The sequence below is a fragment of the Candidatus Accumulibacter similis genome, assembly GCA_013347225.1.
Taxonomy (GTDB): domain Bacteria; phylum Pseudomonadota; class Gammaproteobacteria; order Burkholderiales; family Rhodocyclaceae; genus Accumulibacter; species Accumulibacter similis.
Map to the genome: position 1 here is coordinate 402,622 of CP054595.1, position 22,352 is coordinate 424,973.

The 22,352-nt window shown below is 64.3% G+C and carries 19 protein-coding genes; 9 read left to right on the top strand and 10 right to left on the bottom strand.

Going from position 1 to position 22,352, the window contains the following annotated elements; all coding sequences use genetic code 11:
- Nucleotides 1–52: 52 nt before the first annotated feature.
- Both HT579_01810 and HT579_01815 read right to left on the bottom strand, forming a co-directional pair.
- Nucleotides 53–2,653 (bottom strand): [protein-PII] uridylyltransferase, encoded by a 2,601-nt coding sequence (locus HT579_01810; protein ID QKS27802.1) that lies wholly within the window; start codon nt 2,651–2,653, stop codon nt 53–55.
- Entirely contained in the window at nt 2,650–2,982 is a 333-nt protein-coding gene (locus tag HT579_01815; GenBank protein ID QKS27803.1) for a hypothetical protein, read from the bottom strand. Before HT579_01815 ends, HT579_01810 begins: the two co-directional genes overlap by 4 nt.
- Before the next feature lie 492 nt (nt 2,983–3,474).
- On the opposite strand from HT579_01815, the gene gltA reads away from it, so the two are divergent.
- The 5 genes from gltA to HT579_01840 all read left to right on the top strand — a co-directional run bounded on the left by gltA (nt 3,475) and on the right by HT579_01840 (nt 7,910).
- Complete coding sequence (gene gltA, locus HT579_01820) at nt 3,475–4,773, top strand: citrate (Si)-synthase (GenBank protein ID QKS27804.1); 1,299 nt, start codon at nt 3,475–3,477, stop codon at nt 4,771–4,773.
- A gap of 211 nt (nt 4,774–4,984) precedes the next feature.
- On the top strand, nt 4,985–5,638 hold the full coding sequence (locus HT579_01825; GenBank protein ID QKS31441.1) for a hypothetical protein: 654 nt from the start codon (nt 4,985–4,987) through the stop codon (nt 5,636–5,638).
- 152 nt (nt 5,639–5,790) lie between these two features.
- A complete protein-coding gene (locus HT579_01830; GenBank protein ID QKS31442.1) occupies nt 5,791–6,822 on the top strand; it encodes a M48 family metalloprotease in 1,032 nt (343 codons plus the stop codon).
- Between the two features lies 1 nt (nt 6,823).
- Complete coding sequence (locus HT579_01835) at nt 6,824–7,396, top strand: hypothetical protein (GenBank protein QKS27805.1); 573 nt, start codon at nt 6,824–6,826, stop codon at nt 7,394–7,396.
- Between the two features lie 163 nt (nt 7,397–7,559).
- Nucleotides 7,560–7,910: a hypothetical protein gene (locus HT579_01840; protein QKS27806.1), complete on the top strand. Its 351-nt coding sequence runs from the start codon at nt 7,560–7,562 to the stop codon at nt 7,908–7,910.
- Between the two features lie 33 nt (nt 7,911–7,943).
- Here the strand turns inward: HT579_01840 and HT579_01845 are convergent, their stop codons facing one another.
- The 3 genes from HT579_01845 to HT579_01855 all read right to left on the bottom strand — a co-directional run bounded on the left by HT579_01845 (nt 7,944) and on the right by HT579_01855 (nt 11,530).
- Entirely contained in the window at nt 7,944–8,255 is a 312-nt protein-coding gene (locus HT579_01845; GenBank protein QKS27807.1) for a pyrimidine/purine nucleoside phosphorylase, read from the bottom strand.
- 261 nt (nt 8,256–8,516) lie between these two features.
- Nucleotides 8,517–8,795: a hypothetical protein gene (locus HT579_01850; GenBank protein QKS31443.1), complete on the bottom strand. Its 279-nt coding sequence runs from the start codon at nt 8,793–8,795 to the stop codon at nt 8,517–8,519.
- A gap of 200 nt (nt 8,796–8,995) precedes the next feature.
- Nucleotides 8,996–11,530 (bottom strand): arylsulfatase, encoded by a 2,535-nt coding sequence (locus HT579_01855; GenBank protein ID QKS27808.1) that lies wholly within the window; start codon nt 11,528–11,530, stop codon nt 8,996–8,998.
- A 312-nt stretch (nt 11,531–11,842) separates the two neighbouring features.
- On the opposite strand from HT579_01855, the gene HT579_01860 reads away from it, so the two are divergent.
- Complete coding sequence (locus tag HT579_01860; GenBank protein ID QKS27809.1) at nt 11,843–12,883, top strand: AraC family transcriptional regulator; 1,041 nt, start codon at nt 11,843–11,845, stop codon at nt 12,881–12,883.
- Between the two features lie 40 nt (nt 12,884–12,923).
- Here the strand turns inward: HT579_01860 and mnmE are convergent, their stop codons facing one another.
- From mnmE to rpmH, 5 genes are read right to left on the bottom strand one after another with little or no spacing between them, the layout of a single operon-like run.
- Nucleotides 12,924–14,300: a tRNA uridine-5-carboxymethylaminomethyl(34) synthesis GTPase MnmE gene (gene mnmE / locus HT579_01865; GenBank protein ID QKS27810.1), complete on the bottom strand. Its 1,377-nt coding sequence runs from the start codon at nt 14,298–14,300 to the stop codon at nt 12,924–12,926.
- Entirely contained in the window at nt 14,266–15,948 is a 1,683-nt protein-coding gene (gene yidC, locus HT579_01870) for a membrane protein insertase YidC (GenBank protein QKS27811.1), read from the bottom strand. The genes mnmE and yidC overlap by 35 nt, the downstream gene beginning before the upstream one ends.
- A gap of 26 nt (nt 15,949–15,974) precedes the next feature.
- Entirely contained in the window at nt 15,975–16,184 is a 210-nt protein-coding gene (gene yidD / locus HT579_01875) for a membrane protein insertion efficiency factor YidD (protein ID QKS27812.1), read from the bottom strand.
- A 4-nt stretch (nt 16,185–16,188) separates the two neighbouring features.
- A complete protein-coding gene (gene rnpA, locus HT579_01880) occupies nt 16,189–16,587 on the bottom strand; it encodes a ribonuclease P protein component (GenBank protein ID QKS27813.1) in 399 nt (132 codons plus the stop codon).
- Nucleotides 16,584–16,718, bottom strand: a complete 135-nt coding sequence (rpmH, locus tag HT579_01885) for a 50S ribosomal protein L34 (GenBank protein QKS27814.1) — start codon at nt 16,716–16,718, stop codon at nt 16,584–16,586. The genes rnpA and rpmH overlap by 4 nt, the downstream gene beginning before the upstream one ends.
- A gap of 315 nt (nt 16,719–17,033) precedes the next feature.
- On the opposite strand from rpmH, the gene dnaA reads away from it, so the two are divergent.
- From dnaA to gyrB, 3 genes are all read left to right on the top strand, one after another.
- Nucleotides 17,034–18,425: a chromosomal replication initiator protein DnaA gene (dnaA, locus tag HT579_01890; protein ID QKS27815.1), complete on the top strand. Its 1,392-nt coding sequence runs from the start codon at nt 17,034–17,036 to the stop codon at nt 18,423–18,425.
- Nucleotides 18,426–18,637: 212 nt separating this feature from the next.
- The gene (locus tag HT579_01895) at nt 18,638–19,771 is read left to right on the top strand and encodes a DNA polymerase III subunit beta (protein QKS31444.1); all 1,134 of its coding nucleotides are present in this window, start codon (nt 18,638–18,640) and stop codon (nt 19,769–19,771) included.
- Nucleotides 19,772–19,836: 65 nt separating this feature from the next.
- Entirely contained in the window at nt 19,837–22,308 is a 2,472-nt protein-coding gene (gyrB, locus tag HT579_01900) for a DNA topoisomerase (ATP-hydrolyzing) subunit B (GenBank protein ID QKS31445.1), read from the top strand.
- Nucleotides 22,309–22,352: the final 44 nt, after the last annotated feature.

A 22,352-nucleotide genomic window follows, 5' to 3' on the forward strand; every position in this document is an offset into this window, starting at 1 on the left:
CAGCTCCGGGGTAGGTAATCGGCTTGCTCGTGCTGGATGAGGCGTCGGCGGCTCAGAGTTGCAGTTGTCTGAGCAGGTCGGTCTCGAGCCTGACGCGGTTGGCGCTCTGCTCGAGATGGCCGCCACTGATCAGGAACGTGTCCTCGACACGTTCGCCAAGTGTGGCGATCTTCGCCGTGTGCAGGCTGGCACCGTGCCCGGCCAGTTCCCTGGCGACGATGAACAGCAGGCCCGGCCGGTCCGCGGCAACGACCGTGAGGACGAAGAGCCTGCCGGTATCGTCGGCTTCGAGGCTGACCAGCGGCCTGATGCTGACCTGCGGCTGTAGCGGGAAGTATCTCACCTGTCGCGGCATGCGCCCGTTCGCCGGCGCCTCGAGCGGTAGGCGGCGGGCCAGTCGATCGGCGAGTTCGTGCTCGATGTAGCTGATCATCGCCCGATCGCAGTCGCGGTCGCTGAGATCGAGCAGGACGAAGGTGTCGAGCGCGTAGCCGTGCGCGGTTGTATGGATGCGGGCATCGACAATGCTGTAGCCGGCACGGCTGAAGAAACCGACCGTGTGCAGGAATAGTTCCGCCTCGTCGTGCGTGTAGACCATCACCTCGATGCCGGCACCGAGGGGGTTGAGACGGGCACTGACGATCGGCTGGCGACTGGCGAAGCGGTCATGCAGCGCACGCGCGTGCCAGGCGATCTCCTCGGCCGCATGGCGCAGGAAGTACACGGTGTCGAGCTGTTGCCACAGCCTCTCGTGTGCGCCTTCGGGCAGCGCCAGGTAGCGCATCAGGCGCATCGCCTCGCGCTGCCGCTGGGCAATGACGCCGCGCGTCATCAGGTTCTCACCGTTCGACAGCAGGTTGCGCCGCGTCGCGTTGAACAACTGTTCGAGCAGTTGCGCCTTCCAGGTATTCCATACCTTCGGGCTGGTGCCGCGGATGTCGGCAACCGTCAACAGGTAGAGTGCGATCAGGTGCCGCTCATCGCCGACGACGGCAGCGAAGGCCGCCACCACCGCCGGGTCGGCGACGTCCTGCTTCTGCGCCACGCGTGACATCACCAAGTGGTGGCGAACCAGCCAGACGATCAGCTCGTTGTCCTCGGCAAAGAGGCCATGCTGGTCGCAGAACTCGCGCGCATCGGCGGCACCGAGCTCCGAATGGTCGCCGCCGCGCCCCTTGGCGATGTCATGGAACAGGGCGGCGATGTAGAGCAGCCAGGGTTTGCCAAGATCGCTGATCAGCCGGCTGCACAGCGGGTATTCGTGTGCGAAGTCGTCCATCGTGAAGCGACGCAGGTTGCGCAGCACCTGCAGGCTGTGCTGATCGACCGTGTACACGTGAAACAGGTCGTGCTGCATCTGGCCGACGATGCGTCCGAAGCTCGGCAGGTAGCGCCCGAGGACACCGAACTGGTTCATGGCACGAAAGGCGTGCACCAAGCCGCGCTCCTCCTGCAGAATCTGCAGGAAACGGGCACGGTTGATCGGCCGGCCGCGGAAGTCTTCGTCCACCCGTTTTCGCGCCCGCCAGAGAGCACGCTGCGTCCGCGCGCTCATGCCCTTGAGTTCGGGATGCTGTTCCAGTAGCAGGAAGGTCTCGAGGATCGCCGCGGGTTCGACCTGAAACACATCTTCATCGACCACGTCAAGGAACTCGTGCACGTTCTGGAAGCGCTCGTTGATCGACAGCGGCGGTTCATCGGGCGGTGGCAGGAGGGTCGCCGCCATGTTCTGCAACAGGATGGCACAGATTTGCGTGACCGTCTTCGCCCGCCGATAGTACTGCTGCATCAGCTGTTCGCTCGGGCGCAGCGTTTCGCTGCCGGAGCAGCCCAGCTTCTCGGCCAGCGATGTCTGATATTCGAACAGTAGACGGTCTTCCCGACGGCCGGCGTGCAGGTGGAGGTGCGTTCGCAGGTGGCGCAGGAAGTGTTCGCAACCAGCGAGCAGCCGCGCCTCGTCGTCGGTGATGAAGCCGTATCGTTCGAGATCGCCCCAAGACTTGCCGAAACCGGCAGCCTGCGCGATCCACAGGACGAGTTGCAGGTCACGCAGGCCCCCCGGGCCATCCTTGCAGTTCGCCTCGAGACTGTTGGGCGTGTCGTTGAAGCGGCGATGGCGGTCTTCCTGTTCGATCCGCCTCGTCTGCAGGAAGGCGCAGGCATCGAGGTTGGCAGCGAGAATCGAGCGGAAGCCGGCGAAGAGCCGCTGACTGCCCGCGAGCAGTCGCGATTCGAGCATCGCCGTCTGCACTGTCGTATCGCCGGCAGCCTCCTCGAGGCATTGCTCGACGGTGCGCACGCTGTGGCCGGTCTCCAGCCCGATGTCCCAGAGCAGGCAGACCAGTTGCTCGAGGCGCCCGGCCAGCGCCTGATCGGCCTCCTCCGGCAACAGGACGAGGAGATCGATGTCGGAGGCCGGGTACAACTCGCCACGGCCATAGCCGCCGACCGCTACGAGGCCAAGCGAAGCCGGCAGGGAGAGAGCCTGCCAGGCATCGCACAGCACTTCGTCGATCAGCCGACAGCGGTCGCGCAGCAGGGCTGCGGCGTCGGCGTTGCCGAGGAAGCGCTCGTTCAGCAGCCGCTGCTCAGCCTGCAGCCGTGCTTTGAGATCGCCGATCAGTTGCTGCCGGGCCGCCGTCTGCCCGGTCATTGCGGGGTGTCGACGGGCGAAAGCCGCCAGGCACGGCAGGTCGACGACAGAAGCCCTGGCGACAGCCAGTGGCGGCAGAACCACGACCCGCGTTCGATGCCGCCCTGCAACACCAGCCATGGCCACGCCATGAGTGTCTGCGGACGCCAGCGCTCGAGCGCGAGCAACTCCTGCAGAGTCGCCAGGGCGGCTCCCCAGTAACACGAGGTCTCTCGCTCGCCGGTCGTTTCCTCGGCCCGCAGCATCGCTTCACGCCACAGGATTGCGGCGCGCGCCTCGCTGACTCGCGCCCGGCTCGCCAGCCAGGGAAGAAGCATCGGTGTTCTCATGTCGGGTACTCCACTGTTGGTGAGGGCAGCGCTTCGCACTGGGGAACGGCAGTCCGTTCCCCACGCGTCGCCGCGCCTGCCCCGTCCGCCACGCGGGACAGGGTCTCGTCAACTTCTACTCAAGCAAGATCCGTGCAAGATGCCACTCAGGCGTGGCATGCATCTTGCTTGCGAGTGGGCCGTGGCGGCCACGCCACGGCCCGTCGGCCGTTCGCGGCTGCTTCGCCAGGGTGGCGGCAGAACGGCCGGCAGACTCGGGGTTGCGGGCCCAAGTCCTTGTTGCGGCGACGCTGCGATCGCCACGGGCGCCGGTCAGCGCTCGCGACGGCACCCGGCGGCGCAGCCGTGCTGGTACGGCGATGCCGCCTTGTCGGCGGCACAGAGACGGTGCATCGGCGCGCCAGCGGGCCCCAGGAATGGGCGTTTACTGGAGCTGAACGTGGCTTGGACGGCCTCGGGCAACGGCGTTTCGGACGGATAGGGAGGAACGGGATGGCGAGCGGCAATCGGACGGCGACTTTCACGGTGGATGGCGAGCCGGCGGTTGAGCTGCCGCTGCTGCTGTCAACGCAGGGCAGCAGGTACGTGGACATCCGCCACCTCGGCGCCAGCAGCGGCTACTTCGCTTACGACTCCAGCTTCTCCTCGACCGCCAGCTGTCGATCGAGGATCTGCCTGGCCGACGCGGAGCGTGGCGAACTTCTCTACCGGGGTTACCCGGTCGATCAGCTGGCAACCCAGTGCGATTTTCTCGAAGTGGCCTACCTCCTGCGAAACGGCGAGTTGCCGGACCGCGAGCAGCACGCCTCCTTCGCTGCGGCGATCCGGCGGCAGGCCACCCTGCACGAACAGATGGTCAAGCTCTACGAGGGCTTTCGGCGCGACGCGCGTCCGATGGCGGTGATGGTCGGCGTCGTCGGTGCGCTGTCGGCATTCGATCACGCGGCGGGCGAGTTCAGCGCCCCCGAGCAGCGGGAGCTCCGCTTTGCGCGCGTCGTCGGGCGGCTGCCGACGATCGTCGCCATGGCCTACAAGTACTCGATCGGGCAGCCCTTCATGAGGCCACGGCCGGACCTCCCATACAGCGCCAATTTTCTCTACATGATGTTCGCCACGCCACGCGCGGAGTACACGCCGAATCCGGTGCTGGTCCGCGCCGTCGACCGGATGCTGACGCTGCATGCTGACTGCGGGCAGGATGCCGCCACCGCGACGGTGCGCATGGCCGGCTCGTCGGGAGCCAACCCCTACGCCTGCCTGTCGGCGGCGATTGCCTGTCTGTCGGGGAAGGCACTCGGCGGCACCAGTGAGGCCTGCCTGGCGCTTCTCGCCGGCCTCGGCGATGAAGCTCGCGCCAGCGGCATCGTCGCCCTTGCCCGTGAGCTGCACGACGGCGCCCGCCTGCCCGGCTTCGGCAGCGGGCATTGCGGACGGAACGATCCACGGCTGCCGCTGCTGCGCCAGACCTGTGCCGAGGTCCTGCAGGAGCAGGGTCTCGAGCAGGGACGATTCGGCAAGCTGGTCAGGGCAGTCGAGAAGATCGCCCTCGAGGACCGCTTTTTCGTCGACAGGAAGCTGCAGCCTAATGCAGACTTCTACTGCGCGGTCGTACAGCATGCGCTGGGCGTTCCGTCTTCGATGTTCGCCTGCACCCTGGCCATGGCGCGGGCTGCCGGCTGGATGGCGCATTGGGAAGAGATGCTGACTGACCCGGAGTACCGCATCGCTCGTCCGCGACAGCTGTACACCGGAACATCGCGGCGAGCGCTGCCCGCCGGACGGGCAGACTGAACCGGCGCACGACCGCCAACCGGTGCCGCGGCGCGGGAGCGGCCAAAGGACGCTGCCGGCGCGATTGACCGGACTGCCAACCATGGATTGACCACACTGGCAGGGGCGGCGCATAATCTCCGTGCAGTGTCGGCGAACGGTGCGCTTCCTGGCGGCGGTCGCCGGCGGTCTCCGGAGAATGCCCATGTCCCGTTGCAGGCGCTGGCTCTGGTTGTGCTTCGTTGCCTTCCTGTCGCTGCCCCTGCGGGCGGCGAGCCTCGCCGAGGGCTTTACCCGTCTGCCAGAGGGTGCCGTCGTGCTGCTGATGCCGCTCGACATCGAGCTCTTCTCGGTCAGCGCCGGAGGAATTCTCGAGCCGCAGGCCGAATGGACCGAGAAGGCGCAAGCCAACCTGCGGCAGGCCTTCCTCACCCGCAGCAGCGCGCTCAAGGTCAACTTCATGCCGCTGCCGGGCGAGGTCGACGAAGTCGTCGAGAGCCTCAACCGGTTACATGGGGCGGTCGGCCAGGCAATCGCCATGCACCACCGCGGACTGTTCGAACTGCCTACCAAGGAGGGCCGGCTCGACTGGTCGCTCGGTGACGAGGCAGCGCTGATGCGGGCGCGTACCGGCGCCGACTACGCGCTCTTCGCCTTCGTTCGTGACAGTTACGCCAGCAGCGAGCGCGTCGCCATGATGGTCGTCGGTGCCCTGCTCGGCTTCGGCCTGAGCGGCGGCATGCAGGTCGGTTACGCCTCGCTGGTCGATCTGGGCAGCGGACGCGTGCTCTGGTTCAACACCCTGCTGCGCCAGTCCGGCGATCTGCGCGAACTGGAGAAGGCGCGCGAGTCGTGCGACGCACTGCTTGAGAAGTTCCCGGAATAGCTTCGATGCTGCGGCGCCAGTTCCTCACCGGTTGTGCCTGCTGCGGCCTGCTCGCGCGGACCCCGACGCTGTTTGCCGCAGCTCCGGGTCCGCTGCCGGCGCGGCTCGAGCGGCCAGAGCCCGGCAGCGACGAAGGCGGCCTCTGGTCTCTGCTGTCGCGCGAGGAGGAGCGTCTGAAGCGAAGCCGCTTCCTGCTGCGCGACGCCGCTCTCAATGCCTACGTGGCCGGGCTCGCCTGCCGTCTGGCCGGCGAGCATTGCCCAGACATCCGCGTGTACATAGTCCGCTCGCCGTTCTTCAACGCGGCGATGGCACCCAACGGCATGTTGCAGGTGTGGACGGGGCTCCTGCTGCGAATGGAGAACGAGGCGCAGCTGGCGGCTGTCCTTGGCCACGAGATCGGTCACTACGTCGGTCGCCACAGCCTCGAGCAGCTGCGCGACGCCAAGTCGCGCACCGCCCTGGGCCAGTTTCTCGGCATGGCGCTCGGTGCTGCCGGCGTCGGCGCGGCAGGTTCGCTGGCACAACTGGCGTTGCTCGCGGGCATGTTCGCCTATTCGCGCGAACACGAGCGCGAGGCGGATCGCATCGGCCAGGAGCTGATCGCCACTGCCGGCTATCCGCCGATCGAAGCGGCGAAGGTCTGGCAGCAACTGGTCGCGGAGCTCAAGGCCGAGGCCGAATGGTCGGGCGATGCCAGCAGCCGCAGCATCTTCTTCGCCAGCCACCCGGACCCGGAAGAGCGCAGCCAGGCAATGGCCGACCGCGCTGCGACGATGAACGGCGACGGCGGCGACCCGGCCAGTGCAGCCTACGCCGGGCAGGTTCGCGGCCATCGCCGGCAATGGCTCGACGACGAACTCAGGCGGCGCAAGGCGGGCGAGACGATCGCCCTCCTCGAGCGCCTGCTGCGGCAGTCGGACGATGGCGAGATGCGCTTCTTCCTTGGTGAGGCCTATCGGCTGCGCGCGGCCGACGGTGACGCCAGCCGCGCACTGAACGAGTATGCTGCCGCCGAGTCGCGCGCCGACTGCCCGGCCGAGATGTTCCGTTCGCGCGGCATGCTGCAGCGCCAGGCCGGCGACATGGCGGCGGCGGGCACTTCGTTCCGGCGCTACCTGTCACTGCGTCCCGACGCCGACGATGCCGAGATGATCCGCAGCTACCTGCACGAAGGAATCTGAAATGTCACGCTGGCTGCTGGTTCTCGTGGTGGCGCTGCTCGCGGGCTGTGCCGGGATGTCGAAGGTCGGTCCAGGCGAAGTGACGGTACGCGATTCGCTCGTGGTCACGCTCGACGGCGCCTGGAACCAGTACTCGATCGGCCTGACGCGAAAGAGCGAGGTATGGACCCTCGACGGTCTGCCGCTCGACCGCCTCGTCTTCCATGTCGGCATAGCCGACGGCGAGACGCTTGCCGAACTGCCGCAGCGCAAGGACCGCCAGGTGCCGAAGTACCGGGCGACGATGCAGGCGCATGAGATCGTCGAGATGTACGAAGTCTTCGCCACCCACGATGGCAGCTCGTTCCAGCGCCAGAAGCTGGCCCCGACTACCTTTGCCGGCGGCGATGGCTTCCGCTTCGAGTTCTCGCGCGTGCGAAAAGCCGACGAACTCGAGATGCGCGGCGTCGGTTACGGTACGGTACGCGGGGGCAAGCTGTATCTCCTCATCTTCGAGGCGCCGCGCAGCCATTACTATGCGCGGAACGTCGGCCGCTTCGAGGCGGTGGTCAGCTCGGCGCGCATCCGCGGCTGAGGCTTGGCCGGGCTGGCGGCTGCCCGATCGCCGCCCAGCGCTCGCCGGCTGCACCTGGTCGTCACTGGAGCGAGAGTCGTCCTGCGCATCGTCGTCGCTCCGGATTCTTTCAAGGGCAGCCTGAGCAGACGGAGCCGGCAGCAAATTTCCGGAGGGTGGTGCCGTGCTGGCCCGTCTCGAGTGGATCGAGCTCGACGCCCCCGACGTGAGCCTGCACGAAACCGATATCCTCGCTGCCTGCGACGTCGACCTTCGGCAAGGCAGCGGTCGGCGTCGCGAAAGTCGCGAAAGTCGCGAAACGATTCGCCGTTCCCGTGTCCTGCGTCGCGCGGGCGGTCTCGGCGACCGTGCTGACGATCTCCAGGCACTGGGAATCGACGCCACGATGAGCAGCGGCGAGTTGCCGATGCCGCCCGACGAATGCCTGCGAACGGCCGCGTCGCCGGCCATGTCGGCGACGGGACGCCCGTGCCGCATCATCTGCGCCAGTCGGCGGGGCTGCCCGCTCCCCTGAAAGCGGCGCGGCGACGTCCGCGCAGGCAGCCGATCATTCGAAGTGGCAGACGTAGTCGAGGGTTTCGAGCGTCTCGATGTCGAAACTCGAGTTACCCGGCACCGAGAAGCGCTCGCCGCCCGCGTAGGTCTGCCACTCGCTCGCGCCGGCGAGGCGGATGCGGCAGCGGCCGGCGTTGAGTTCCATCATCTCGGGCGCGCCGGTAGTGAAAGTCAGGGATGAGGGAAAGATGATGCCGACGGTCTTGCGCGTGCCGTCGGGGAAGAGCACGGTGTGGCTCACGCACTTGCCGTCGAAGTAAATGTTGGCCTTCTTGACGATGGAGACGTTGTCGAACTGCGACATGGTGGCTTTCGCTTTCGAAAAAGGGGACAAATGGACCCGGGAGGGGCCCGCCAAACGACCGGAGGTCAACCACAGACCGAAGCTGCTTAGCGGCAGACGCGCCGACCGTCGACCATGCGACACTCCGGCGTCGCCTGCACCTCGACGTCACGCGCAGCGGCAACGTCCGTGGCTTGTAGTTGATGAAGGGCTGGATGGTGGCGCTGTTGTACGACCCGCAGGTTCCGCTGGCGCCAAGCGACCAGATGTTGTTGACCAGTCTCACCTTGAGCGGGTGAAATAGACGTCGAACTTCTGCTGCGCGACCGCCTGGAAATAGACGCCCTTCAACACGTCGGCTGCCGGGTCGTAGGTCAAGGTGTAGGTCGATCCGTTGTAGCCAGCGGCCCGCAGCTCGAAGAAGAGCTTGATCGCATTGCCTTCGCGCGTCGCTTCAGCCCTGGAAAACGGCAGCGGGTTCGGATTGGCGTAGGCCGCGTCGAGCTTCCCGCTGGCATCGACGCTCCTGATGTTGATGACGTAGCCGCCGTCGGGCCGCACCCAGCGACCAGACAGGGCCGAAAAGGCGGATTCGGACTGGCTTGCCGCCCTGGGGACAACCTGGGCAACGGCCGCCGCAGGGACGGTTCCGATTGCAAGGGTAAAGAGTGAAAGGTAGAACACAGCCGCGGTTTTCATGGGTTCCCGTCAGATGAAAATGGAAGCGGCTGTCGCCCCCTTCGGGACACCAGCCGCTTCGCTTACTTGCCCGTCGGCGGCTTGCCGTCCTGCGCCTCAGCCATCGCCGCTTCCAGCTTCCTGATGTCCGCCGGCGAGAGCTGTGGCCGGTTGACCTGGATGGTCAGCGTGTTCAAGCGGGCGGTGAGCGGGAATGGCGGCGTGTAGTCGGCATCGTTGACCCCGGTGAGGGTATCCGAACCGATGTCGAAGCTTTCGTCCCACTGCAGGATCATCGGCAGTGTCTTTTCCATCGTGATCGTCTGCACCACCTTGCCGTCCACCTTCAGGACACCGGTGCCGGGCCGGCCGAGGCCGCTCATGTTGTTGAACGCCAGCGTACCGACGCCGAGGCCGTCGTACTTGAAGTCGAACTCAAGGACATGCCGCCCCGGTGTGAGGGCTTCGGTGCCCTCCCACTTCACCCGCTTCAGATCGATCAGATTCCACAGGAACACCGGCTTGCCCTTCAGCAGGTAGAAGCCGTATCCCGCGAAGCGGCCGCCGGAAGTCAGGATCATGCCCTCGGCGCCGCCCTGCGGCACGTCGATGTCGGCGGTGATCGTGTAGGACGAGTTCAGCAGGAACGGCGAGTCCCCTTGCGGCAACCCGGTCATCGGCCGCGTGTAGACAAATTCCGTCCGGCCGGCGGTGATGTTCGGCCGCGGCGCGACGATACGGGCTGCCACCGACGCATCCAGCGGCAAGACCTGATGCTTCTTCGCTTCGGCAAGGAACTTCTGCCGCATCTCCTTGACCTTCTGCGGGTTTTGCGCGGCGATGTCCTCCGTCTGGTTGAAGTCCTTGCCCAGGTTGTAGAGCTGGAACATCTGGTTGTTCAGCGGATCGGGGTTGGCGGTCCCGAAAGCCTGCCACGGCGCGCGGTTGACCTTGGTGCTCAGGAGCCAGCCGTCATCATAGAGCGCCCACTGGCCCATCATTTCGAAGTACTGCGTCCTGTGCCGCGACGCCGCCTTGGAGTTGGCGGGGTCGAAGGTGTAGGCGAAGCTGGTGCCCTCGATCGGCGCCTGCCTGATGCCATCCACCATCACCGGCGCCTTGATGCCCGCCGCTTCGAGGATGGTCGGCACGACGTCGATGACGTGCACGAACTGCTGGCGCAGGGCGCCCTTGTCCTTGATGCGCGCCGGCCAGGAGACGACCATGTTCTGGTTGATGCCGCCGAGCCGGGAAGCATTCTGCTTGAACCAGTCGAACGGTGTGTCGAAGGCCCACGACCAGCCGGCCGACATGTGGTTGTAGGTCTGCTCGGTGCCCCAGACCTCGTACCACTTCATCTGCACGTCGGCCGGCATCTCGGCAACGCCATTGAAAAAGGCGACTTCGTTGGGTGTGCCCATCGGCCCGCCCTCGGCGCTGGTGCCGTTGTCGCCGTTGATGTAGATGACGAGCGTGTTGTCGAGCCTGCCGAGATCCTGGAAGTGCTGGATGACGCGACCGATCTCGTAGTCATTGTAGGCGGCGTAGGCGGCGAAGACTTCGACCTGGCGGATGAAGAGCTTCTTCTCGTCGGCCGTGAGCTCGTCCCACGGCTTGAGCATGTCGTTCGGCCACGGCGTGAGCTTGGCGTCGCTGGGAACCAGACCGAGCTTCTTCTGGTTGGCGAAGATGGTCTCGCGCAGCTTCTCGTACCCGCCGTCGAAGAGATGCATCGCGCTGATTCTGTCGACCCACTCCCTGGTCGGGTGGTGCGGAGCGTGGGTGGCCCCCGGCGCGTACTTGATGAAGATCGGCTTGCCCGGATCCGTCTGGTGGATCCGCGTCATGTAGTCGATCGCTTCGTCGGCCATCGCGGTGATGAGGTTCCACGTACCCGGCTGCTTGCCGAGGAAGGGGTAGATCTGGGTCGTGTTGCGGAACAGATTCGGCTGCCACTGGTTGGCGTCGCCGCCGACGAAGCCGTAGAAGTACTCGAAACCCATGCCGGTCGGCCACTGGTCGAACGGTCCGGCCTGGCTGGCGGCGAAGGCCGGGACATTGTGGTCCTTGCCGAACCAGGCGGTCGCGTAGCCGTTGTCAACCAGCATCCGGCCGATCGTCGCCTTGTCCTTGCCGATGATGCTGTTGTAGCCGGGAAAACCGGTCGACTGCTCGGAGATCACTCCGAAACCGACCGAGTGGTGATTGCGGCCGGTGATCAGCGCGGCGCGCGTCGGCGAGCACAGCGCGGTCGAGAAAACCCGGTTGTAGCGCAGCCCCTCGTCGGCGATGCGATCCATCGTCGGCGTCGGAATGACGCCGCCGAAGGTACTCGGAACACCGAAGCCGGCGTCGTCGGTGATGATCAGCAGCACGTTCGGTGCGCCCTTCGGCGGCACGATGCGCGGCGCCCACCACGGCTTCGACTGCAGCGCGTCGTTCCTGATGACGCCACCGAACTTCGGATCGGGTGCCGGCAGTTGCTGGTTGCCAATGGTGCTGGTGGCACTGGGCGAGCCCAGCGTGCCGGTGACCTGCTGCCCGAGCGCCCAACCACTGGTCGCCAGAGACGTTGCGGCGACTGCAACAGACGCCAGCAAACGCAAAACTGATGGCATGTCAGCCTCCTTGGAAGAAAAGCTTGTCACGAAACTGGAAGTGGAAGGTGGCGCCGAGTGCCAGTCCGGTGAAGCGCGCGTCAAGCAAAGCCTGCCGCAGAGGCAACAGCCGTTCGACGCCGTTCGCCGATTGGCAGCATCTGACGCATCCCAACCGCCCCCGCGTCTTCGCAGTGCGCCTTATGATGCTTTCACTTCACTGGCGTGTCGAGACGATTCGCGACAGAAGATATACAATTTACGACAGATCGGCGGCGTTCGGCCGGCGGGAAGCCTGGAAAGAGCGCCATTTTCGACAGCGGGAGCTGAGAGTTGCGAGCGAAGAGAGCGTTTGGCGAGGCGGTCATCCGCATTGGTGGGGCAGCAACGATTCCAGCGGTGCTGCGCGACCACGGCGTAGACCCGGCGGAACTGCTCGCCGAGGTCGGGCTCAGCCCGAGCCTTTTCGATGACTCCGACAACATGATTCCCTTCGTCAGCCTGGGCCGTCTGGTTGCGCGCTGTGTCGCCAGAACCGGCTGCAGCCATTTCGGCCTCCTGGTTGGCCAGCGGGGCGGTCCTGCGTCGCTCGGTCTGGTCGGATTCCTCGTGCAACACTCGCCGGACGTCGCGACGGCCCTGCGCACGCTGGTTCGCTATCTGCACCACCACGACCGCGGTGCAGTGCCGACGCTGGTGGTCAACGGAAACTCGGCGCTCTTCGGCTACGCCATTTACCAGCCAGCCGTCGAGGCCGCCGAGCAGATCGCCGACGGCGCCATTGCCGTCGCTTTCAACATCATGCGCCGCCTGTGTGGGCCCCGCTGGCAGGCGAGCGAGGTTCTCCTTGCCCACCGCGAGCCGCCCGACATTGGCCCGTTTCGCCGCTTTTTCCAGTCGCCACTGCGCTTTGACGCCGAGCAGAACGCACTGCTTTTCCCAGCCGACTGGCTGACACGCCCGCTCGCGACAGCGGACCCCGAGTTGCGGCGCCTGCTGCAGAAGCAGATAGACGAACTCGAGGCAAGAACCGCGGGTGACTTCGCGCACCAGGTGCAACGCGTGCTGCGGACCGCGCTGCTGACGCACGGGGCTGCGGCGGGCCAGATCGCGGCCCTTTTCTCGATGCATGTTCGTACCCTGAACCGGCACCTGCGGGCCTGCGGAACGACCTTCCAGAAACTCTCCGACGAGGTACGCTTCGAGATCGCCCGGCAAATGCTCGATGATTCGACAATGTCACTGAGTGAAATCGCCGCAGCGCTTGCTTACGCCGATGCCAGCGCCTTCAGCCGGGCGTTCTCCCGCTGGAGTGGCGTCACACCCCGCTGCTGGCGGGTCGCGCGGTCATCCTCGCCCGGCTGCGAAAGCTAGCGGCGCTGGCGGAAGAGTTCGAGGCATGCCCGACAGCTCGCTATTTGCCGACGCAAAAGCGACCGAAGATTTCGCCGAGAAGGTCGTCACTGCTGAACTCGCCCGTGATGCTTCCCAGCGCTAGCTGCGCCAGACGCAGTTCCTCGGCAAGGAGTTCCAGCTGCGGCATTTGCGCTTGCGCCGTGGCGATATGCTCGCGGGTGTTCGCAAGCGCCTGCAGGTGGCGCTCGCGGGCTATGAAAACGTCCTCGGCTGGCTGCCAGCCGACGATTCGCAGCAGTTCCTCGCGCAGCAGTTCGACGCCTTCGCCGGAGTGGGCAGAGAGCGAGATGACCACGCTGTCGTCTTCCTGCCGGCGCTCGGCGCGGGCAGGAACGAGGTCAATCTTGTTGAGGACGGTTACCCGCGTCGGATGGGTTGGTAACCGGGCGAGGATCTCGCGCTCGGAGGCGCCGACGCCAAGGCGCGCATCGGCCAGCAGGAGAACGACGTCGGCGCGCGCGATCTCGCGCCAGGTCCGTTCGATGCCGATCTTCTCGATCTGGTCTTCGGTCGCGCGCAGCCCGGCCGTGTCGATGACGTGCAGCGGAATTCCTTCGAGCTGCAGGGTGCCGCGAACGAGGTCGCGAGTGGTTCCCGGTATGGCGGTGACGATCGCCAGGTCGTCGCCGGCGAGGCGGTTGAGCAGGCTCGACTTGCCGACGTTCGGCTGGCCGGCGAGAACGACGTGCAGACCACCCTGCAGCAGCCGGCCCTGCCGGGCGCGCTCGAAGACCAGCGCCAGGCGCGCCTGCAGGCGCGTGAGGCGCCCACTCGCATCGGCGGCCTCGAGAAAGTCGATCTCCTCGTCGGGAAAATCGAGTGTTGCCTCAACGAGGGCGCGCAGCTCGACCAGCTGCGCGCGCAGCTGGCCGACCTCGCGCGAGAAATCCCCCTGCAGTGAGCGAACCGCGCTGCGCGCGGCGGCGGCAGTCGATGCGTCGATCAGATCGACGACGGCCTCGGCCTGCGCCAGGTCGATCTTGCCGTTGAGGTAGGCGCGGCGGCTGAACTCGCCCGGATCGGCGAGGCGGGCACCGAGTTCCAGACAGCGGGCGAGGAGCATCTGCAGAACGACCGGTCCGCCATGCCCCTGCAGCTCGAGGACATCCTCGCCAGTGAAGGAATGCGGCGCCGGGAAGTGGAGCAGCAGGCCGCTGTCGATCACCGTGCCGTTGGCCATCCGAAAATCGGCACGGGTCGCATGCCGTGGCGTTGGTCGCTTGCCGCTGAGGCTTTGGGCAAAATCCAGCAACCCGGGACCGGAAACGCGAATCACCCCGATGCCGCCGCGACCGCTGGCGGTCGCGATGGCGGCTATGGTGTCACTGGCTCGTGCCCTTTCAGGCCTTGCTGTCGTTGGCGGCCTTTCCGCCACTCTCGATCATCCTCGTGATCTGCCATTGCTGGGCAATCGACAGGACATTGTTGACCACCCAGTAGAGGACCAGACCAGCCGGAAAGAAGAAGAACATCACACCGAAGATGAATGGCATCATCAGCATGACCTTCGCCTGGATGGGGTCTGGCGGCGTCGGATTGAGCTTGGTCTGGATGAGCATCGTGCCCATCATGATCAGCGGCAGGATGTAGTAGGGGTCCTGTGCCGAGAGGTCCTTGATCCAGAGAATCCAGGGCGCGTCGCGGATTTCGACGGCACCCAGAAGAGCCCAGTAGAGGGCTATGAAGACCGGAATCTGCACCAGAATCGGCAGACATCCGCCGAGGGGGTTGATCTTCTCGCGCTTGTAGAGGGCCATCATTTCCTGGTTGAGTTTCTGTCGATCGTCGCCGTAGCGCTCCTTGAGTTGCATCAGTCGTGGCGTCACTGTCTTCATCTTCGCCATCGACTTGTAGCTGGCCGCCGACAGCGGGTAGAACAGCAGCTTGATGGCGACGGTCAGGAGGACGATCGCCCAGCCCCAGTTGCCGACCAGCTTGTAGATCGCTTCGAGGCACCAGAAGATCGGCGCCGCAATGATCGTCAGCCAGCCATAGTCGACGACCAAAGGCAGACCCTGCGCACCGATGCCACCGTCAGCCTGGGGTTTCGCCAGGTGCTCCAGCGTCGACTGGATCTGTGGTCCGGCGAAGACCGGTACCGCCAGCGACACCGTCGCTCCCGGCGCGACGAGCGGCACCGGAACGATGACTCCGGCGGCAACCGCCGGATTCTGGCTGCTCTCCAGTTTGCGGATGTAGAACTCGCGCGGCAGACCCGGCTCGGGTATCCAGGCGGCGACGAAGTAGTGCTGGATCATTGCGATCCAGCCGTTGTCGGCTTTGGTCGCGAACTTGGCGTTGCCGGCCTCGATATCCGCGAAATTGACCTTCTGGAACTTCTCCTGATCGGTGAACACCGCGGGACCGGTGAAGGTGGACACCATGTAACTCTCGCCGTCGGGCGCCTTGACGTCGCGCTGGAACTGGTAGTAGGCGTGCGCCAGAAGCTCCTTGCCGCTGCCGTTCGCGATCTCGTGCGTCAGCCCGATGAGATAGCTGCCACGGGTGAAGGTGTAGACCTTGGCGACGCGGACTCCGTTGCCAGCCACCGCCTCGAGGCGCAGCTCCAGCGTCTGTGCGTCGCCGGCAAGCTCGCGACTGCCGGGGGCCACCGCAAACAACGTCTTGTGGTTCGGCAGGCCATCGCCGATCAGACCACTCTGCGCGTAATACTGATGCTGCGGCCCGAAAAGGGTGAAGAAATGGTCCTTCCTGACGCTGTCACGGTAGTCCTTCAGCTCGAGGCGGATGATGTCACCACCCTGACGCGAAATCTCGACCTTGAAGAGGTCGGTGTCGACGGTTACCGTGTCGGCCTTCTCCGCCGTGCCGACAGCTACCGCCGCAGGCGCCGCCGGCAGCGGCGCGTGCAGGCTGCTGCTCGGCTTCGGGGCGGGTGCCGCAGCCGTTCCCGCAGCAGCGACCGCAGGCGCCTGCGGCTGGTTGTACTTCTGCCAGGCATCCCACAGCATGACCAGCGAGAACGAGAATATGAGCAGCAGCAGGAGGCGTCGGTTGTCCATGAAAACCTAGAGTATTCAGTCGTTGGTCAGGGTACGGGATCGAAACCGCCCGGGTTCCAGGGATGGCAGCGTGCGAGCCGGCGAACGGCGAGGCTCGTTCCGCGGCAGGCGCCATGCCGCTGCACCGCCTCTGCTGCGTACTGTGAACAACTGGGAAAGAAACGGCAACGCTGACCCAGCATCGGGCTGACCGCATAGCGGTAGAAGCCTATCAGCGCAACGAGAAGATGTTTCATCGGCTCATGGTTGGGGTGAAATGAGCTTGCGCAGCAAGCGGCGGATTTCCTCAGCCATCGCTTGCCGGTCAAGGGCCGATGGCTTGACCGCCAGCCGCAGCACGAGGTCGCTGGAATTCAGGTCGGAACGCAGCAGTCGGAACTCTTCCCTCGCCAGCCGCCGCAACAGATTCCGGTCCACCGCACGGCGCAGGAAACGCTTGGCCACGACCAGGCCGAGCCTCGCTCCCGGAGCGTCCGCAGCCTCGCGAGGCCGATAATGTAGCAGGAAATGGCGGCTCTTCAGCGCCCTCCGGAAAGCAAAGACCGATCCGTACTCATCCTTCCTGAGCAGGCGGTGCTGCTTCGGAAAGGCTGCCGGGCGTGGCGGACGTTCGCTCGCGGCGTCAGGGGCTACGCTCAAACGCCAAGACGCTGACGACCCTTGGCACGGCGGGCACGAATCACTCCGCGACCACCGCGGGTGGACATGCGGACGAGAAAGCCATGCGTCCGCTTGCGGCGAACGACTGACGGCTGATAGGTACGTTTCATGGCTAAACCCTTGAACTCAAAGCTGGAAAAAAGGGTGGATTAGACAGCCTCGGAGCAAGCCTTGTCAAGGCCATATTTTTTTTCGAGCTGTGGATAACTTTGTCGCTACAGGTTAGAATTTGCACCTTGCGGGTTCTGACAGGAGGGGCAGCGGGCCATCGGGGGACGGCCGGCATCGCCCGGAAAAGCGCTGTCGTGGCCGCCAACCATCCCGGGCAACGCTAGCCATGCTTCTGTTTTCAAGAAAAGAGCCACTGTTTGTCGCAGCGGGCCGGGATTTCGGCTGGCAACCGCTGGTTGCCACGATGGTCGCCGATGAGTAGCTTCTGGTCCTCGTGTCTGAGCCAGTTCGAGCAGGAACTACCGCCTCAGCAGTTCAACACCTGGATCCGTCCGCTTCGGCTCGAGGGGGAGGACGACCTGGTGCGCGGCCTGCGCTTGCTGGCGCCAAACGGATTCATCCTCAAGTGGGTCAAGGAGCGCTATCTGGCACGCATCGAAGCGCTCGGCAGCGAGTATTTTGCTCTGCCCGTGATCATCACGCTGAGTCTGGCTGAGCGACCGGCAGCAAATGCCGAACCCGCACCGGTAGCGACCAACAGCGGCAGGACGGCGTCGCCGGCGATCGCCGCTTCCACTTCGCGCCCGGCAAGGACCGCCGACCAGGAGCGCTCCGGCTACGAGAAGACGCGGCTGATCGCCGGCTTCACTTTTGAGAACCTGGTTGTCGGCAAGGCCAACGACCTTGCCCGCGCTGCCGCCCACCGCGTCGCCGACCAACCGGGTGAAGCCGGTTACAACCCGTTGTTCATCTACGGCGGTGCCGGACTCGGCAAGACCCACCTGATCCACGCGATCGGCAACGCGATCCTGGAGCAGCGGCCGAACAAGGTGGTGCGTTATGTACACGCCGAGGACTACTACTCCGACGTTGTCCGCGCCTACCAGCAGAAGTCCTTCGATGTGTTCAAGCGCTATTACCGCTCGCTTGACGTCCTGCTGCTCGACGATGTCCAGTTCTTCAACGGCAAGAACCGGACGCAGGAAGAGTTCTTCTACGTCTTCAATGCGTTGAGCGAGTCGAAAAAGCAGATCGTCATCAGTTGTGACACCTACCCAAAGAACATTTCCGGCCTCGAGGATCGCCTCGTGACGCGTTTCGATTGGGGGTTGACGGTGCAGATCGAACCACCTGAGACCGAGATGCGCGTCGCGATCCTGAAGAAGAAGGCCGAACAGGAGCAGGTTGCCCTCGACGACGAAGTTGCTTTCTACGTCGCCAAGCACCTGCGATCGAACGTTCGCGAGTTGGAGGGCGCCCTGAAGAAGGTGCTTGCCTACTCGGCCTTTCACGGTCGACAGATTGCCCTGGATCTCGCCAAGGAGGCGCTGAAGGATGTCATCGGCTCGGTCAACAGGCAGATCACGGTCGAGGGAATCCAGAAGACGGTGGCAGAATATTTCAAGATCAAGGTGGCCGACCTGTTCTCGAAGAAGCGGACACGCGTCGTCGTCCGACCACGGCAGATCGCCATGTGGCTGGCAAAGAACCTGACGTCGCAGAGCTATCCATCGATTGGCGAGCACTTTGGCGGCCGCGACCACACGACCGTGCTGCACGCCGTGCGCACCATCGATCAACTGCGCCTCAAGGATGAGGCGCTGAACCACGACGTGCATGTGCTCGAGCAGGTGCTGAAGGGGTGATCACGGCTGGGGAAAAGTCGGTGGGAAGATGGCTGGCCGATGGTGGACAACAGCCGGTGTACGGCGCTGGAGCGTGCTTGTCCATTTTTGTCCACAGCCCCATACCGTCGCCGTACATCCCCCTGTGATTGATGCAACTGATTGAATTAAATGTGTTACTGGAAATCATCAACAGACTTGTCCGAACCTTAGTCTTTATAGGATTGAGATACATGCTTCTTATCAAAACACGGCGAGACGTTCTCCTGGCACCGCTGCAGGCAGTTTCGGGGATTGTGGAGAGACGCCACACATTGCCCATCCTGTCGAACGTGCTGCTCGAGAAGCGCGGCGAGGTGCTGACGCTGCTGGCGACCGATATCGAGATCCAGATCACGACGTCGACGGCGGATGTCGGAGGCGAAGGTGAGGGTGCGGTGACGGTCGCAGCGCGCAAGTTGCAGGAAATCCTGCGATCGCTTCCCGAGACGGCGGAGGTCAGTCTGCTGCTGGAGGACCGACGCCTCCAGGTCAGAGCGGGCAGGAGTCGTTTCAACCTGCAGACCCTGCCGCCAGAGGATTTCCCGAGCATGACACTGTCGCAACAGGAGGAAGCGAGGAGCCTCAGGCTGACGCAGAAGCAGTTCAGGCAACTGCTCGCGCAGACCCATTACTCGATGGCGACACAGGACGTTCGCTACTATCTCAACGGACTTCTCCTGCTGCTCGCGGAGGGCGAACTGCGGGCGGTGGCAACCGACGGTCACCGCTTGGCTTATGCCAGCATGCCGCTGGCCGCGGGCGCCGCTGGCAGCGGAGAGCATGCGGACGTCCGGCAGGAGCTGATCCTGCCCCGCAAGACGGTCGTTGAACTCAACCGTCTGCTTGCCGACACCGATGAGCCCCTGGCAATCGACATTCTGCCGAACCAGATCCGCTTCCAGTTCGGGCAGATCAGCCTCGTTTCGAAGCTGATCGATGGTCGTTTCCCGGATTATCAGCGGGTGATACCGTTGACGCTTAAGGACGTCATTCGCGTCCAGCGCAGTGTGCTGTTGCAGTCGATGGTGCGCGCGGCAATCCTGACCAACGAGAAGTTTCGTGGCGTTCGGCTGGTCCTTGCCGAGGGCAGCCTGAAGATCATTGCCGCCAATGCCGAGCAGGAGGAGGCACAGGAGGAAATCGAGGTCGAGTACGGCGGCGAGCCGCTGGATGTCGGTTTCAACGTTTCGTATCTGCTCGATGTGCTGAACAACAGTTCAGGCGAGACGATCGACTGGGGTTTCAACGATGCCAGCTCGAGTGCGCTGCTGACCATACCGGGCAACGATCGCTTCAAGTACGTCGTGATGCCAATGCGTATCTGAATCGCGACGGCAGCAGGTTTCAGAGCAGTTTTGATGTTGGACGGCGGCAAGACATTGGGTTCATGATGAGCGAAGAGAAGCAGCAGACGGAAACGTACGACGAGTCGAGCATTCAGCAACTGGAGGGTCTGGAGGCCGTTCGCAAGCGGCCCGGCATGTACATAGGTGACACCTCGGACGGGACAGGCCTGCACCACATGGTGTTCGAGGTCGTCGACAACGCGATCGACGAGGCTCTGGCAGGCTATTGCGACGACATCGTGATCACCATCCACGCCGACAATTCGATTTCTGTCACCGACAACGGGCGTGGCATACCCACTGGAATCAAGCTCGACGACAAGCACGAGCCGAAGCGTTCGGCGGCGGAAATCGTCATGTGCGTGCTGCACGCGGGCGGCAAGTTCAATCAGAATTCGTACAAGGTTTCCGGTGGGCTGCATGGGGTCGGCGTCTCCTGTGTCAATGCGCTGTCCCGCTGGCTGCGGCTGGTTGTCCGCCGCGACGGCCGGAAGCACCTGATCGAGTTCAATCGCGGGCTGGTGGTCGATCGGCTGGTCGAAGTACGCGATGGTGTCGAGGTTTCACCGCTGCGGGTGGTTGGTGAAACTGAGAAACGCGGAACGGAACTGCACTTCATGGCCGACGAGGAGATCTTCGGTCCGGTCGAGTTCCACTACGAGATCATCGCCAAGCGGCTGCGAGAACTGTCCTTCCTCAACAATGGAGTCAAGATCAGGCTCAACGACCAGCGCACGGGGAAGGAGGAAAACTTTGCCTTTCTCGGTGGTGTCAGGGGCTTCGTCGAGTACATCAACCGCACGAAGACCGTCCTGCATACGAACATCTTCCACGCTGCCGGGGAATCGCTTGCCGCTGCCGGTGCGATCAGCGTCGAGGTGGCGATGCAATGGAACGACAGCTACGCCGAACAGGTTCTGTGTTTCACCAACAACATCCCGCAGGCCGATGGCGGCACGCACATGACCGGCCTGCGCGCCGCCATGACGCGCGTCATAAACCGCTATATCGAAGAGAACGAGATAGCCAAGAAGGCCAAGGTCGACATCAGCGGTGATGACATGCGCGAAGGACTTGCCTGCGTCCTGTCGGTCAAGATGCCGGACCCGAAGTTTGCCTCGCAGACGAAGATGAAGCTGGTGTCGTCGGAGGCCCGCCCGGCAGTCGAGGAGGTGGTTGCGGCGAAACTGACGGAGTTTCTGCAGGAGCGGCCGCTGGACGCGAAGGTGATCACCGGCAAGATCGTCGAGGCGGCACGGGCACGTGATGCCGCCCGCAAGGCCCGGGAGATGACGAGACGCAAGGGCCTGCTCGACGGCGTTGGCCTGCCGGGCAAGCTGGCGGATTGTCAGGAAAAGGATCCGGCGCTCTGCGAACTGTATCTGGTCGAGGGTGATTCTGCCGGAGGTTCGGCGAAACAGGGTCGGGACAGGAAGTTCCAGGCGATCCTGCCACTGAAAGGAAAAATCCTCAATGTCGAGAAGGCGCGCTTTGACAAGCTGATCTCGTCGCAGGAGATCGCCACCCTGATCACTGCCCTTGGCACGGGAATTGGCAAGGATGAGTACAAACCCGAAAAGCTGCGCTATCACCGCCTGATCATCATGACCGATGCCGACGTCGATGGCGCGCACATCCGCACGCTGCTGCTGACCTTCTTCTACCGGCAGATGCCGGAACTCGTCGAGCGGGGACACATCTACATCGCCCAGCCGCCACTCTACAAGGTGAAGCACGGCAAGGTCGAGCGCTACATCAAGGACGATCAGGCGCTGAAGCAGTTTCTTCTGACGCTTGCGCTTGAAGGCGCGGTATTGACGCCGCAGGCAGGTGCTCCGGAAATCGCCGGCAAGGCACTGGAGCATCTGGCGCGCGAGTATCTGCTTGCCGAGGCCGTCATCAACCGCCTCTCGCACCTGATCAATCCAGAAGTTCTGCATGCCCTGATCGACTGCAACCTGAAGCTCGAGCTGGCGGACGAGCAGTCGGCAGTCGCAACCGCCAAGGGGCTGATGGCAGCGGTGGACAAGCGGCTGGAGATCAATATCGTTGCCGGCTATGATTCGGCCAACGAGCGCTGGCAGCTGCGGCTGGAAAAGATCCTGCACGGCAACCTGAAGCTCGGGGTGATCGACGACGATCTGTTGGTCAGCGGTGATTACGCACAACTGCGCAAGACTGCCGAGATCCTGTCAGGGTTGTTCGGCCCGGGTGGCGTCGTTGCCCGTGGCGACCGCAAGAAGAGTGTCAGCAGCTTTGCACAGGCCATGCAGTGGCTGTTGAGCGAGGTGGAGCGCAGCGTCAGCAAGCAGCGTTACAAGGGTCTTGGGGAAATGAACCCGGCACAGCTCTGGGAAACGACGATGGACCCACAGGTGCGCCGGTTGCTCAAGGTACAGGTCGAAGACGCAATCGGTGCCGACGAGATCTTCAACACGCTGATGGGCGAACTGGTCGAGCCACGGCGCAACTTCATCGAGACGAATGCGCTGGCGGCGCGCAATATCGATGTCTGATCAGCGCCGCGTTTCGTGCCGGGCCGCTTAGGCTGCTGCCGGCG

What these genes read in the sequence shown, in the direction of transcription:
- HT579_01810 (QKS27802.1), bottom strand. Translation starts at nt 2,653, where the DNA reads ATGACCGGGCAGACGGCGGCCCGGCAGCAACTGATCGGCGATCTCAAA.
- HT579_01815 (QKS27803.1), bottom strand. Translation starts at nt 2,982, where the DNA reads ATGAGAACACCGATGCTTCTTCCCTGGCTGGCGAGCCGGGCGCGAGTC.
- gltA (QKS27804.1), top strand. Translation starts at nt 3,475, where the DNA reads ATGGCGAGCGGCAATCGGACGGCGACTTTCACGGTGGATGGCGAGCCG.
- HT579_01835 (QKS27805.1), top strand. Translation starts at nt 6,824, where the DNA reads ATGTCACGCTGGCTGCTGGTTCTCGTGGTGGCGCTGCTCGCGGGCTGT.
- HT579_01845 (QKS27807.1), bottom strand. Translation starts at nt 8,255, where the DNA reads ATGTCGCAGTTCGACAACGTCTCCATCGTCAAGAAGGCCAACATTTAC.
- HT579_01855 (QKS27808.1), bottom strand. Translation starts at nt 11,530, where the DNA reads ATGCCATCAGTTTTGCGTTTGCTGGCGTCTGTTGCAGTCGCCGCAACG.
- yidC (QKS27811.1), bottom strand. Translation starts at nt 15,948, where the DNA reads ATGGACAACCGACGCCTCCTGCTGCTGCTCATATTCTCGTTCTCGCTG.
- yidD (QKS27812.1), bottom strand. Translation starts at nt 16,184, where the DNA reads ATGAAACATCTTCTCGTTGCGCTGATAGGCTTCTACCGCTATGCGGTC.
- rpmH (QKS27814.1), bottom strand. Translation starts at nt 16,718, where the DNA reads ATGAAACGTACCTATCAGCCGTCAGTCGTTCGCCGCAAGCGGACGCAT.
- dnaA (QKS27815.1), top strand. Translation starts at nt 17,034, where the DNA reads ATGAGTAGCTTCTGGTCCTCGTGTCTGAGCCAGTTCGAGCAGGAACTA.
- HT579_01895 (QKS31444.1), top strand. Translation starts at nt 18,638, where the DNA reads ATGCTTCTTATCAAAACACGGCGAGACGTTCTCCTGGCACCGCTGCAG.
- gyrB (QKS31445.1), top strand. Translation starts at nt 19,837, where the DNA reads ATGAGCGAAGAGAAGCAGCAGACGGAAACGTACGACGAGTCGAGCATT.